This is a genomic window from Pantoea sp. YR525 (assembly GCF_900116775.1).
Classification (GTDB): domain Bacteria; phylum Pseudomonadota; class Gammaproteobacteria; order Enterobacterales; family Enterobacteriaceae; genus Pantoea; species Pantoea symbiotica.
The window spans coordinates 1-12,676 of the sequence record NZ_FPBU01000005.1; the positions used below are offsets into that span (position 1 = coordinate 1).

Consider the following 12,676-nt stretch of genomic DNA (forward strand, 5'->3'; position numbering starts at 1 on the left):
CACGAACGAATTTGTCTCAGAACGGGCATGAGCCCGGTGGAATACCGGGCATCAAAAGAGATGTAAAATGTGTCCAGGTTTTGGGGTTCAGTGCATGGCCACGCCCTCTGCACTCCCGGGCCCTGCGCCAGCCCAACCCGCCGCTGCGCGGTACCTTCACTCATTCACGATTCCTGACGGACCGGTGGCGATTCGCTCCTGCTCAGCGCCACCTCTCGCCGCATCCATGCGGCTCGCCCTGGAATCCCTCATTCGCTCAGCGGTTTGGGATGTCGCCTCAACACCCGCGCTGCAGTAGCAATGCAATTTTCCGACTCACAATCGCGACTAATTCCGTAGGGTCGCCATTCATGGCGACCTGGTGCGCATGAATGCGCACCCTACGAAAAACCCGTTCGGGTACTGTCATTATTGTGCGATAACCTCTGCGGCTGGGGCGACCTGATGGCCGCAGGCTTCGATTTCGCTGCGCACAATGGTGGCGAGCGCCAGCGAACCTGGCGTGTCGCTGTGAACCAGAATCGAGCGCGCTCGCACTGCAATCTCTTCACCTTCAATCGTCGTCACCGTGCCATGCTGCAAAAACTGTCGCACGCGGGCGCGCAAGGCGGCTTCCTCTTTGATTACCGCACCGGCAATGCCGCGTGGAACTAAGCGGCCTTGCGCGTCATAGGCGCGGTCCGCCAGAAACAGCGTCAGCGTCTTCAGGCCAGCCGCCTGCGCGGCGGTTTCGATGATCGTATCGGGCTGGGCGAAGATGATCAGATCGCTATTGATGCGCGCCACCAATTCCATCACCTGTTGCGCCAGCGCGGCATCGCGGTTGACGATGTTGCCCATCGCGGCGTGGAAACTGAAGTGGGAAACATAGGTGCCTTCCGCGCGGGCAATCGCCGTGAGCGCGCCGAGCTGATAGGCCACCTGCTGGCAAATCTCTTCGGCGCTAAACGGCAGTTCGCGGCGGCCAAAACCCTGACGATCCGGTAAACCGGGATGCGCGCCAATCCCCACGCCATGTGCCTTCGCCAGCCGCACCATGTTGGTCATGATCGCCGCATCGCCCGCGTGAAAGCCGCAGGCGATATTGGCGGATGACACCACTTTCATCAGCGCGGCGTCATCGCACAGCTGGTAAACGCCAAAGCCTTCGCCCATATCGGAATTCACATCAATCTTCATGCCTGGTTTCCTTATGCGGATTAAACGGTAAGCGCTTTACGCAGTGGCTGGCAGCTGAGACGCAGGCGGCTCAGCCAGCGCGTGACTTCCTGTTCGATGGCGATCGCTTCACGCACATCGCATTGGATCAGCTGGATCGACTGGCCCGGCAGCACTTGTCCAAGTCGCCATAGATCCTGCTCGATCACGCCCGCGATCTTCGGATAGCCGCCAGCGGTGTTGGCATCGCTCAGCTGGATGATCGGTTCGCCGCCCGGCGGCACCTGCACAATGCCGGGGATCAGCCCGTAAGATCGCATTTCAACGGTTTCTGACGGGAAGATCGGATCGCCTGAAAGCCGATAGCCGGTGCGATTGCTTTGATTCGATACCTGCCACGACTGCTGCCAGAAACGCGCAGCATCGGCGGCAAACAGCGGGTATTCGCCGGAGGGAATGGCGCGCAGCTGAATTTCTCCGGCGGGGTTGCGGGGAAAACATGCGTGTAATGCGCTGTCTGGCGGTTCAATGCCGATGCCGCTGTGGGGAAGTAACGGGCTGCGACTTTCGCCGAGCGCCAGCCGATCGCCACGCTGCAGCGGACGACCTTCAACGCCGCCGAAGCCGCCGCGCAGCGCGGTACTGCGCGAGCCGAGCACCAGCGGCACATCGATGCCGCCAGCAATACACACATAGCCACGCGCGCCGCTGCGTGGATAACGCAGCTCCAGCACTTGCCCGGCGCGTACGCTGCAGCCCCACCACGGCGGCAGCGGCGTGCCATCCAGCGTGGCGCGGCAATCGGCACCGGTCACCGCGATGCTGCTGTTTTGCAAAAAACGTACGTGAAACGGAAACAGCTGCACTTCAATCGCCGCTGCATTTTCGTCGTTGCCGAGCAGGAGATTACCGGCACGCAGCGCCAGCGGATCCATCGCGCCGCTTACTGACACGCCCATGTGGCGATAGTTGAAGCGACCTAAGTCCTGCACCGTGTTCAGCGCACCGCTCTGTTCGATCTCAATCACAGCTCTATCCTCTGCGGCAGAAAACGGATGCGATCGCCCGGTGCCATCAGCGCGGGCGATGCGGCCAGCGGATCAAACACCGCCAGCTCGGCAAAACCAATCGCGTTCCAGCCGTTTGGGCCGGTCAGCGCCGAGACGCCCGCCTGTGCGCCGCCGATGGTGACGGTGCCTTTAAGCATGCTGAGCGACGGCACTTTCTTGCGCGGCGTCGCCAGCAGCGGATCCAAACCATGCAGATAACCGAAGCCAGGCGCGCTGCCCAGCGCAAACACCGTGTATTCGCTTTGATGATGCAGGCGTACCACCTCGCGCGGGCTTAAGCCGGTATGGCGACATACCGCCTCGAGATCGATGGCGTGTTCGCCGCCGTAATGCACCGGGATTTCAATCAGTTTGCCCTGCGGACTGATCGCCTGCGCCTGATCCCAGGCAGCATGCAGCTGCATGCGCACGGCGGTTTCATCGGCTGGGATATGGCGGAACAGCACCAGCAGATTGGTGACGCCGGGGATCAGCGCTTCAATTGCTTCATCGGCATGCAGCAGGCGCGCCAGCGACCAGATGCGCCGCTGCGCCGGGAGATCGAAACCGCCCGGCGCTTCCACCAACCACGCGCGTGCGCCGATGGTGGAGAGCTTGATATCAGAGGAGCAAACCAGCGCGGGGGCGCTGGCGGGCGGGAGAGCAGAGTGCGACTTCACGGGCATGGTTATTCCAGCGGTTCAAATTTCAGACTGGAGAGCGGCTGTACGCGCTCTTCGCGCACCATTTTGTATTCGGTGTTAGGCCCAATCCATGTATCCCAGATTTTGTCGATGGTGCCGTCATCGTCCATCGCCTTCAGGCTGCTGTTGACGCTGGCCAGCAGTGCCGGTTCATCACGCTTCATGCCGACACCAATCGGCTCCAGCGCCATCGGCTCTTTGATCATCGCCAGATTGATGCCGTCTTTTTTCGCCTGTGAAATGGTTTTGATGCCGGTCATGGTGTTGGTGACGAAGCCGACTGATTTGTTCTGCTCCAGCGCGAGGAACGCGGAGGCCGAATCCTGGAAGGTCACCGCTTTGCCGCCTTTAATGTGGATCGACTGCTCAGAGGTGGTGCCTTTGGTGGCGCTGATGCGTTTGCCCTGGAAATAGCTCAGCGGCTTGTCGGCCAACGGTGCTTTCACCAGCAGCATCTCTTTGGCGACGTAGTAGGGATCGCTGAACTGAATCTGGTTGCCGCGAGTTTTGGTGTAGGCAAGGTTAGCGATCAATACGTCGGCGCGACCGGTGGCAATCACCGCAATACGCGCTTCCACCGAGGTGGGCACCAGCGTCAGTTTGACGTTCATCTGCTTCGCCAGCGCGTTGCACAGATCGATATCCATGCCCGCCAGCTGGCGCGTTTTCGGATCCGGGGAAGAGAAGGGCGGCACGTCCGAATAGACCGCGCACTTTAGCTCGCCGCTGGATTTGATGTTCGCCATCATGTCTGCATGAGCAGCCGAAATAGCCAGCAGCGGCAGCAGTGCCAGCCCGATGGTGGTACGTCTTTTCATGGTCATGTGAACTTCCTCAATGATGAATACCACGGCGTCACCGGGACGGAGCGCCTGATTTCTCGCTTTTCTGGACTATATCGGCTTTGTTTTCAGACGAAAAAGAGGGAAACCCTGTCGTGCGATAGCAAAAAAATATGGCTAAGCGGCGCATAAGTTCTTTCTATTCGGGCAGAGCAAAAAAGTGTTATCCAGCGCACACTTTTATCGCCAGGCTGGTTGCATGTCCTCTCGGCAGTCCCGCCGATTGCATGTGGTAGAGAGAAGTGAAAAAGCATGAATGCCCGATTAGGCGTGTTATTGAAGATAGTGGCCGCGCTGTGCGCCACCTTGATGCTGGCGTGTGTGAAGGGGCTAAACGGTGCCATTCCCACTGGCGAAGTGATTTTTTTCCGCAGCTTTATCGCGCTGTTCCCGCTGCTGATTTGGCTGAAAATGCAGGGCAACGTGCTGGAAAACCTCAAGACGCGTAACCTGTTTGGTCACTTTATACGTGGCTTCTCCGGCACCGGCGGCATGTATTTTAACTATCTGGCGCTGGTGTATATCTCACTCGCTGATGCGACCGCGCTCAGCTATGCCGCGCCGCTGTTTACCGTGATTATGGCGGCGATGCTGTTGAAAGAGCGGGTGCGGGTTTCGCGCTGGATCGCGGTGGTGGTGGGATTATCCGGCATTCTGATCATGCTCTCTTCCAGCCTGAGCGCCAGCGGCGCGCTGTTTTCTCATGGTGCCAGCAATGCGACGGCGAGCATCGGCGTTGCATTTGCGTTGCTGGCGGCGCTGTGTTCCGCGACCTCTAACGTACAAATCCGCTTCCTCAACGGCATCGAAAAGCCGGGCGCGATTGTGTTCTATTTCTCTGTAATGACGACTCTTATTGGCCTGGCGACGGCGCTGTTTGGCTGGAGCAAACCCAGCTCCATACAGCTGTTATTGCTGGTGGGCTGCGGCCTGTTTGGCGGTCTCGCACAGATTCTGGTGACGCTTAGCCTGCGTTATGCCGATGCCTCACTGCTGGCACCGTTCGATTACACCACGCTGGTGTGGTCGATGCTGATTGGCTATCTGTTCCTGAACAGCCTGCCGGGCAGCACCACCTTGCTGGGCGCATCGATTGTGGCGCTGGCCGGGATTTTTGCGGTGTGGCGTGAGAACCGGCAGCGTAAGCTGGCAATGGTGAGTAGTACGCCGTAGGGTTGCCATTTATGGCGACCTGGTGCGCATAAATGCGCACCCTACGACGGCGAAAGATTAGCGGAACACATCATCAATGATTTCAACCTGCTTGGTGCGCAGCGTCTCATCCAGCCAGCTGCGTTCCAGCGCGCCGGTCTTCGCCAGCTCGAAGTTGTGTTCATCAACGATGAGATATGCCTGCGCTGCTTCGAGAATGCGTGCGGCATCCTGGCGAGGAATCACAATCACACCATCCGCATCGCCCAGCACGATATCGCCCGGCGAGACGTGAATTTTACCGCAGGCAATCGGCACGTTGATCTCGCCGGGACCGTCCTTGAACGGGCCACCCGGCGTGTGACCGGCGGCGTAGATGGGGAAATCCATGCGTGACAACCCTTCGATATCGCGGACCGGGCCGTCCAGCACAATGCCTTCCATACCGCGCTGTCTGGCATAGGTCGCCATCACTTCACCCATCAGCGACTGACTGCGATCGCCTTCGTTCGACAGAATAATCACATCGTTTCGGCCCGCCATATCCAGCGCTTTGTGCAGCATCAGGTTGTCGCCGGAACGCGCTTTAACCGTCACCGCCAGGCCACACATGATCGTCTGGCGCGGCGCGGTTTTCAGACTGATCTCCGCCGACAAGGCGGGCAAGCGGCTCATGCAATCCGCTACCACCGCCGCCGGTAAACGGCGAAAAGCTTCCAGCAGCGGTTCGGCATCGGCGGGACGGCGTAAATAGATTCGGTTTCCTGCGCTCATGGTTATTTTCCTGTAGGGAGTGATTTAATTAATCGAATCGTGTTTCTGAATAAATAATTAAAGATGGAAGTAAGACGTTGTATTTTTCTTTGTGAGAAGTCACTACTTCAATAATTAGGGCGTTAAGCTAACAAGCTGAATCAGCGGGTGATTACTAGTATGAAATTAAGCTTACGCGATTGCGCAGGTGTTACGTATGGGATGTTACGGCTAACGGAGGCAGGATCACGAATTAATATTTTGGGTGGGTTTAAATCACTGATAATTAATTTCATTGGATTTTATTATGGTGAGATAGATTAAAAGTATTAGCTGAGTCGTTAATTTATTTTCAGAAGCGTCTCTCAAATCTAAGACGTTCAGTACATCGGCAAGCAGAAATCATGATGCAAATCATCTCTCAAAATATAACTTCCAGTTTATATGGTGTCGATATAAACTACAGTTTATGAGAGGCAATTTTGAACAGTTGGGAAGTCGAAATTACTTTGCTCTTTGCAGCATGGCTGCAAGAACAAGATGATGAAATGGTTGAAGATGTGTTGTCGAGTCTCGAAGTGCTAAAGGTGTTTGGCCCAATGTTGGGGCGACCGGATGTCGATACGGTCACCGGTTCTCGTTTTGCCAACATGAAGGAACTTCGCGTCCAAAGTAATGGAAGGCCGATTCGCGCATTTTTCGCGTTTGATCCTGCAAGGAAGGCTATCGTGCTGTGTGCGGGGGATAAAACCGGTGTTAATCAGAAGCGCTTCTACCAATCGATGATCAAACTGGCTGATAAAGAGTACAAGCAGCATCTGGAGGAATTAACCAATGCCAAAACTTGAAGAGCTGATCGCACAGCGTTCTCCTGAGTCCCAGGAGCGCATTAAAAATAAGGCCGACCAAAAAATCATGGAGATCCGCCTGCGTCAGTTGCGTGAGGAGCTGGAACTTTCACAGGTGCAGTTGGCTGAAAAAATGGGTATCTCGCAGCCTGCTATCGCCGCGATTGAAGCGCGAGGTGACGAGATAAAACTTTCCAGCCTGAAAAAGTATGTCGAGGCGTTAGGCGGTAAGTTGAGTCTCAATGTTGAACTTCCCACCGGAGATGGTCGGATATTTCAGATCTGATGTGGAGGAAGATGTCCGTGAGAAACCGGCATCTTTTTCAGAACGCAGAAAAGTAAAAACCCAGCCATAAGCTGGGTTTTCAGAATGTTGGTGCCCGGACGCGGAATCGAACCACGGACACGGGGATTTTCAATCCCCTGCTCTACCGACTGAGCTATCCGGGCAACGGGGCGCATTAAACCCTAATGGCTTATCGTCGTCAACGGCTTTCGTCAAAAAAGCGTAGCAATCGTGATTGATTGCTTGCTTTTCAGACAAGGTGGATAAAAAGGCTACGCCAGCGCACCATTTTTGCGGCACAGCGCGATGCCGAGTACATCTTCCGCCAGGCGGCGCGCCGTTGCCACATCCTGCACGTTGCGTTTCACCAGCAGCTTGCTCAGGCAACCTTCCAGAATCAGCTCCATCTGATCGGCCACCATGGTGGGATTATCCAGCGCTAAATCGACCAGAATTTCATGGGTAAATTGCCAGGAACTGCGCTTTTGCTGTTCGGCTAGCTGATGCACCGGCTGATCGGGTTGCGGATAGAAGCTGCAGGCGGCGATAAACAGGCAGCCGGGAAAGCGGCCTTTGCTGACGTGTTCACTCAGCACTTCGTAGCGGGCCAACAGCTTTTGTTCGGCGCTGAGATGTTCATTGAGCTGCACCTGACGACGCCAGCTATCAATCTGCTGGCCGTGATAGCGCAGCGCGTCGTACAGCAAGGCATCACGATCGGGCCAGAAACGCGTCAGCTGTTCTGCTTCAAGACCGGTTTCGCCAGCCAGTTGGCTCAGGGAAGTGGTGGCGGCCAGGCCGCTCTGTTCGAGCACATTCAACGCATGCTCGAGTATTTGTTCACGTTGCAAGTGACTCTCCTCTGGAATGCGGGCCCGCTCGCGGACGAGCGGGCAGTGTTCTGCTGACAGTGTCGTTTAACGTGACAAATTCTGCAAATGCGTGCGGAAATCGGCGGCGTTGAGGAAGCCGGTGACGCGCGAATCAGGGATCTCTCTGCCTTGCGCGTCAAAGAACAGAATGGTCGGCAAACCTAAAACCTGCAGATGCTGCAACAGCGCGTTGTCCTGGGCGTTATTGGCGGTGACATTGGCTTGCAGCAGTTGCACCTGACTTAATGCGTTACGCACGCCTTCATCGCTGAAGGTGTATTTCTCGAACTCTTTACAGGCCACGCACCAGTCGGCATACAGATCGACCATAGTGATGCGGCCTTGCGCCTGCTGCAGCGCGCTATCGAGCTGCTCGCTGCTATTGATGGTTTGGAACGGCAGATGCGCCACGGCTTGCGCGCTGGTGCTGCTGCCAAACGCCCAATCCTGTAACGGGCGAGCACTGACCAGCGCGGCGGCGAGCATGATGATCTGCAGCACACGCCATTTACCGCTGGCGCGCAGGCTAAGGCTGAATGCCCAGGCAAAAAACGCCACGCCGAGCAGGCTCCACAAACGGATGCCCCACAGATCGCCAATCACGCGTTCCAGCAGGAATACCGGCAGCGCCAGAATCACAAAGCCAAAACCTTCTTTGACGGTTTGCATCCACGGCCCGCTTTTCGGCAGCAGCTTGTTGCCAAACATGGTCACGGCAATCAGCGGCAGGCCCATGCCGAAAGCATACAGCCACAGCGTGCCAGCACCGGCCCACAGATTACCGCTCTGCGCGATATACAGCAGAATGGCGCTGAGCGGTGCGGTGGTGCAGGGCGAGCAGATCAATCCCGCCAGTGCGCCCATCATAAATACGCCGGGCAGCGAGCCACCTTGCTGGCGATTGCTCCACAGTGTCAGGCGCGTTTGCAGGCTGGCAGGCAATTGCAGCGAGAACAGGCCAAACATCGACAGCGCCAGCACGATAAACAACGCCGACAAGCCCATTAACACGTAAGGATGCTGTAGCGCGGCCTGGAAGCGTAATCCCGCCGCTGCAACCACCATGCCGAGCACGGTGTAGGTCAGCGCCATACCTTGCACATACACCATCGCCAGCGCGAATAATCGCCCCATCGAATAGCGGCGCGGGCCACCTAAAATGATGCTGGAGATCAGCGGATACATCGGCAATACGCATGGCGTGAAGGCAACGCCAATACCAATCAGTAGCGCCCACAGCGGTGAAAACGGCAGCGGCGTGCTGTTTTTGGCGGGCTGCGCGCTGACTGCGGGCGCAGCCTGATTGGCGGCAACCGCGCTCAGCGGCACGGCGCGGGTTTCAGGCGGATAGCAGAAACCGGCGGCGGCGCAGCCTTGATAGGTCACGGTGACGGTCGCGCCGGCATCGGCCTGGCGCAGCGTGATCGGCAGTTGCAGATCTTGCGGATAGATTTCACTTTTGCCGTAGAACTCATCTTCGTGCGACTGGCCTGGCGGCAACGTCAGCGGGGCAATCTGCGCTTTTTGCGGCGTGACATGGATTTGCTGGCGATAGAGATAGTAGCCATCCTTCACTTTCCAGCTGAGCGTCAGCTGATTGCCCTGCTGCGAGAAATCGAAGCCAAACGCTTGATCAACCGGCACAAAGCGGCTGTTGTTGTTCGGGGCGAAAAGTGAGGCTTGTGCCGAAAGGCAGAAAACCAGCGCCAGGCAAAAGCCGGCAAGGCGAAAGAGTCGTGCAGCCATAGCGAATGAATGAGCTCCGGTGGCGAATAGGCCGCGATAATAGCACGACCGCTTCGCCACGAGGTTTTCAGGATGTAACGGCGCTATAGAATCAGGCTGCCAAACAGGAAGCCAAACGCCACCGAGAAGGCAATTGCCAACACGCCGGGAATAATAAAGGAGTGGTTAAACACAAACTTGCCGATACGGGTTGAACCGGTGTCATCCATTTCGACGGCGGCCAGCAGCGTAGGATAGGTCGGCAGCACGAACAGCGCGGAAACCGCTGCAAAGGAGGCGACAGCGGCCAGCGGCGAGACGCCCAGCATCAACGCAGCAGGCATTAACGCTTTGGTGGTGGCGGCCTGCGAATAGAGCAGCGTGGCGGCGAAGAACAGCACCAGCGCCAGCATCCACGGATAACCTTGCAGCATATCTCCGGCTAACGCCTGAATGTCGTTGAGGTGCGCTTTAACGAAGGTATCGCCCAGCCACGCGACGCCCATCACGCAGATACAGGCACTCATGCCTGATTTAAAGGTGCTGGCGCTGAGGATTTCACCGGTATCGACTTTGCAGGTCAGGCAAATCAGCGTGGCAACGGTCAACATAAACACCACGATGGCTTCGTTGCGCGGCAGCACTGGGTTGGTGATGAGGCCAACGCTGTCGCTAATCGCGGTGGCGTAGAGCACCACGGCGGCAATGCCGATCAGGAAGAGGAAGACAGCACGCTTCGCGCCTGGTTTGATGTCATAAACCTGCTCACCGCGCAGCCTCACTTCACCTTTTGCCAGTCGCGCCTGGTAAACCTCATCATCCTTAAGTTCTTTGCCGAGGAAACTGGTGATGATGGCGGCGCAGAAGATTGCTGCCATGGTGGAGGGAATCGCAACGCCCAACAGCGCCAGATAACTTACGCCGCGCGGTTCAAGAATGGAGGCGAAAAATACCACTGCCGCAGAAAGCGGCGACGCGGTGATGGCAATCTGCGAGGCGACAACCGCAATCGACAGCGGACGAGAAGGGCGCACGCCTTGCTCTTTCGCCACTTCAGCAATCACCGGCAAGGTGGAGAACGCGGTGTGGCCGGTACCGGCCAGCAGCGTCATGACATAGGTGACCAGCGGCGCGAGGAAGGTGACATAGCGCGGATGACGGCGCAGCAGGCGCTCGGCCAATCCCACCAGATAGTCGAGACCGCCAGCAATCTGCATCGCGGCAATCGCGGCAATCACCGCCATGATAATTTCGATCACATCGAAGGGAATCGCGCCGGGCTTTAAGCCGCAAATCAGCGTTAACGCCAGCACACCTAAACCGCCCGCGAAACCGATGCCGATGCCGCCAAGACGCGCACCGAGCCAGATCGCCAGCAGGACAATAACTAACTCCACTACTACCATTCGTTCCGCTCCCTGAGCCGTGGATCAATTTCGACTCTTAAAGTTGTAGCCGCCAAAATGAAAAAAGCACGCCGCATTGTATACGGGCGTGCTTTTGGCAACTTGATCCGGAACGGATTACTGTTCGTTTTCGTCGGTGTAGCGTTTGGCTTTATATACCGGATGCATCAGGTTCTGAATGGAGAAAATATCGTCCAGTTCGGTTTCCGTCAGCAGGCCGCGCTCCAGCACCACTTCACGTACGCTCTTGCCGGTTTCGGCACAAATCTTACCGACGATGTCGCCGTTGTGATGGCCGATGTACGGGTTGAGGTAGGTGACGATACCAATCGAGTTGAACACGTAAGCTTCACACACCGCTTTGTTGGCGGTGATGCCGTTAACGCATTTTTCCAGCAGGTTGAAGCAGGCGTTAGTCAGGATGCTGATCGATTCGAACAGCGCCTGGCCAATTACCGGCTCCATCACGTTGAGCTGCAGCTGACCCGCTTCAGACGCCATGGTGACGGTGATGTCATTGCCGATCACTTTGAAGCACACCTGATTCACCACTTCTGGCACCACTGGATTCACTTTGGCGGGCATGATTGATGAACCGGCCTGCAGTTCTGGCAGGTTGATCTCATTCAGGCCGGCGCGCGGACCGGAAGAGAGCAGGCGCAGGTCATTACAGATTTTCGACAGTTTCACCGCCAGACGTTTCAGCGCCGAGTGCACCATCACGTATGCGCCACAGTCGGAGGTGGCTTCAATCAGATCTTCTGCAGGCACCACCGGCAGATTACTCACTTCTGCCAGACGCTGTACCGCCAGCTGCTGGTAGCCATCTGGCGTGTTGAGACGCGTACCGATGGCGGTCGCGCCAAGGTTCACTTCCAGCAGCAGTTCGGCGGTGCGCAGGATGCTGCGGGTCTCTTCATTCAGCAGCACGTTAAACGCGTGGAACTCCTGGCCGAGCGTCATCGGCACCGCATCCTGTAGCTGGGTACGGCCCATTTTCAGGATGTTTTCGAACTCAACCGCTTTGCGCTGGAAGCCTTCGCTTAGCTGATTGATGCCGTCGAGCAGTTTCAGAATCGAGGCGTAAACCGCGATACGAAAACCGGTTGGATAAGCGTCGTTGGTGGACTGACACTTGTTCACGTGATCGTTGGGATTGAGGTACTGATACTCACCTTTCTGGTGGCCCATCAGCTCCAGACCGATGTTGGCCAGCACTTCATTGGTGTTCATGTTGACCGAGGTGCCCGCGCCGCCCTGATAGACGTCAACCGGGAACTGATCCATGCATTTACCGTTATTCAGCACTTCATCACAGGCCTGAATAATGGTGTTGGCGATATTACGGGGAATGGTCTGCAACTCTTTGTTGGCGAGCGCGGCTGCTTTCTTCACCATCACCATACCGCGGACAAACTCCGGTATGTCGCTGATTTTACTATTACTAATATAGAAGTTTTCAATCGCACGCAGAGTATGAACACCGTAGTAAGCGTCTGCCGGAACTTCGCGCATGCCTAACAGGTCTTCTTCGATACGAATGTTGTTCGCCATGATTACCTTCTTATTATTGCTGCCTGGTTACTGCCGGGCGTCCGAATGGACGGGCGGCAATTAACGTGCAGGTGAAGCGATTATATTGTCGTGGAATGTCAGCGCCGACATATTATCCATCTTCGCGCTGACGGGCACGATCATATTCTGATGTTACAGAATTGTTTGTGCACAGATCACTTTACGGGCTTTTACAGGCCCAGCGGTAATAACGATATGTGATGTACTTCGCAATTTTAAGTCAGTGGGAAAAAAATGGCAGGATCAGTTGAAAATGCCGGTGCAAATGCCCATCTCTATCAATACGGTCCTACAGACCATCCCTTT

At 56.4% G+C, this 12,676-nt stretch carries 12 protein-coding genes and 1 tRNA gene; 3 read left to right on the plus strand and 10 right to left on the minus strand.

Annotated elements, in window-relative coordinates; all coding sequences use genetic code 11:
* Positions 1 to 408: 408 nt before the first annotated feature.
* Genes BM323_RS11210 through BM323_RS11225 form a run of 4 tightly spaced genes read right to left on the minus strand, consistent with a single transcriptional unit; the run spans position 409 to position 3,735 of the window.
* Positions 409 to 1,179 carry a 5-oxoprolinase subunit PxpA gene (locus tag BM323_RS11210; protein ID WP_008109618.1) on the minus strand — a complete coding sequence of 257 codons (771 nt, stop codon included), beginning with the start codon at positions 1,177 to 1,179 and terminating at the stop codon, positions 409 to 411.
* Between the two features lie 20 nt (positions 1,180 to 1,199).
* A complete protein-coding gene (locus tag BM323_RS11215; protein ID WP_008109617.1) occupies positions 1,200 to 2,186 on the minus strand; it encodes a 5-oxoprolinase subunit C family protein in 987 nt (328 codons plus the stop codon).
* Positions 2,183 to 2,893 carry a 5-oxoprolinase subunit PxpB gene (pxpB, locus tag BM323_RS11220; protein ID WP_008109616.1) on the minus strand — a complete coding sequence of 237 codons (711 nt, stop codon included), beginning with the start codon at positions 2,891 to 2,893 and terminating at the stop codon, positions 2,183 to 2,185. The genes BM323_RS11215 and pxpB overlap by 4 nt, the downstream gene beginning before the upstream one ends.
* A gap of 2 nt (positions 2,894 to 2,895) precedes the next feature.
* A complete protein-coding gene (locus BM323_RS11225; RefSeq protein WP_061718305.1) occupies positions 2,896 to 3,735 on the minus strand; it encodes a transporter substrate-binding domain-containing protein in 840 nt (279 codons plus the stop codon).
* Between the two features lie 270 nt (positions 3,736 to 4,005).
* On the opposite strand from BM323_RS11225, the gene BM323_RS11230 reads away from it, so the two are divergent.
* The gene (locus BM323_RS11230) at positions 4,006 to 4,926 is read left to right on the plus strand and encodes a DMT family transporter (RefSeq protein WP_008109612.1); all 921 of its coding nucleotides are present in this window, start codon (positions 4,006 to 4,008) and stop codon (positions 4,924 to 4,926) included.
* 57 nt (positions 4,927 to 4,983) lie between these two features.
* On the opposite strand, the gene BM323_RS11235 is transcribed toward BM323_RS11230, so the two are convergent.
* A complete protein-coding gene (locus BM323_RS11235; protein ID WP_008109611.1) occupies positions 4,984 to 5,679 on the minus strand; it encodes an RraA family protein in 696 nt (231 codons plus the stop codon).
* A 461-nt stretch (positions 5,680 to 6,140) separates the two neighbouring features.
* Between BM323_RS11235 and BM323_RS11240 the strand changes: the two genes are divergently transcribed.
* Entirely contained in the window at positions 6,141 to 6,506 is a 366-nt protein-coding gene (locus BM323_RS11240; protein ID WP_008109609.1) for a type II toxin-antitoxin system RelE/ParE family toxin, read from the plus strand.
* A complete protein-coding gene (locus tag BM323_RS11245) occupies positions 6,493 to 6,792 on the plus strand; it encodes a helix-turn-helix domain-containing protein (protein WP_008109607.1) in 300 nt (99 codons plus the stop codon). Before BM323_RS11240 ends, BM323_RS11245 begins: the two co-directional genes overlap by 14 nt.
* A gap of 88 nt (positions 6,793 to 6,880) precedes the next feature.
* Here the strand turns inward: BM323_RS11245 and BM323_RS11250 are convergent.
* From BM323_RS11250 to aspA, 5 genes are all read right to left on the minus strand, one after another.
* A tRNA-Phe gene (locus tag BM323_RS11250) sits at positions 6,881 to 6,956 on the minus strand.
* Positions 6,957 to 7,064: 108 nt separating this feature from the next.
* Positions 7,065 to 7,643, minus strand: a complete 579-nt coding sequence (locus tag BM323_RS11255; RefSeq protein WP_008104431.1) for a division control transcriptional repressor DicD — start codon at positions 7,641 to 7,643, stop codon at positions 7,065 to 7,067.
* 66 nt (positions 7,644 to 7,709) lie between these two features.
* On the minus strand, positions 7,710 to 9,410 hold the full coding sequence (locus BM323_RS11260; protein WP_008104428.1) for a protein-disulfide reductase DsbD: 1,701 nt from the start codon (positions 9,408 to 9,410) through the stop codon (positions 7,710 to 7,712).
* 83 nt (positions 9,411 to 9,493) lie between these two features.
* Complete coding sequence (locus tag BM323_RS11265; RefSeq protein ID WP_008104426.1) at positions 9,494 to 10,795, minus strand: anaerobic C4-dicarboxylate transporter; 1,302 nt, start codon at positions 10,793 to 10,795, stop codon at positions 9,494 to 9,496.
* A 117-nt stretch (positions 10,796 to 10,912) separates the two neighbouring features.
* On the minus strand, positions 10,913 to 12,349 hold the full coding sequence (aspA, locus tag BM323_RS11270; RefSeq protein WP_008104424.1) for an aspartate ammonia-lyase: 1,437 nt from the start codon (positions 12,347 to 12,349) through the stop codon (positions 10,913 to 10,915).
* Between the last annotated feature and the right edge of the window lie 327 nt (positions 12,350 to 12,676).

Coding starts and splice junctions, on each gene's coding strand:
- BM323_RS11210 (WP_008109618.1), bottom strand. CDS start 1,179: ATGAAGATTGATGTGAATTCCGATATGGGCGAAGGCTTTGGCGTTTAC.
- BM323_RS11260 (WP_008104428.1), bottom strand. CDS start 9,410: ATGGCTGCACGACTCTTTCGCCTTGCCGGCTTTTGCCTGGCGCTGGTT.
- BM323_RS11225 (WP_061718305.1), bottom strand. CDS start 3,735: ATGACCATGAAAAGACGTACCACCATCGGGCTGGCACTGCTGCCGCTG.
- BM323_RS11230 (WP_008109612.1), top strand. CDS start 4,006: ATGAATGCCCGATTAGGCGTGTTATTGAAGATAGTGGCCGCGCTGTGC.
- aspA (WP_008104424.1), bottom strand. CDS start 12,349: ATGGCGAACAACATTCGTATCGAAGAAGACCTGTTAGGCATGCGCGAA.
- pxpB (WP_008109616.1), bottom strand. CDS start 2,893: ATGCCCGTGAAGTCGCACTCTGCTCTCCCGCCCGCCAGCGCCCCCGCG.
- BM323_RS11245 (WP_008109607.1), top strand. CDS start 6,493: ATGCCAAAACTTGAAGAGCTGATCGCACAGCGTTCTCCTGAGTCCCAG.
- BM323_RS11235 (WP_008109611.1), bottom strand. CDS start 5,679: ATGAGCGCAGGAAACCGAATCTATTTACGCCGTCCCGCCGATGCCGAA.
- BM323_RS11265 (WP_008104426.1), bottom strand. CDS start 10,795: ATGGTAGTAGTGGAGTTAGTTATTGTCCTGCTGGCGATCTGGCTCGGT.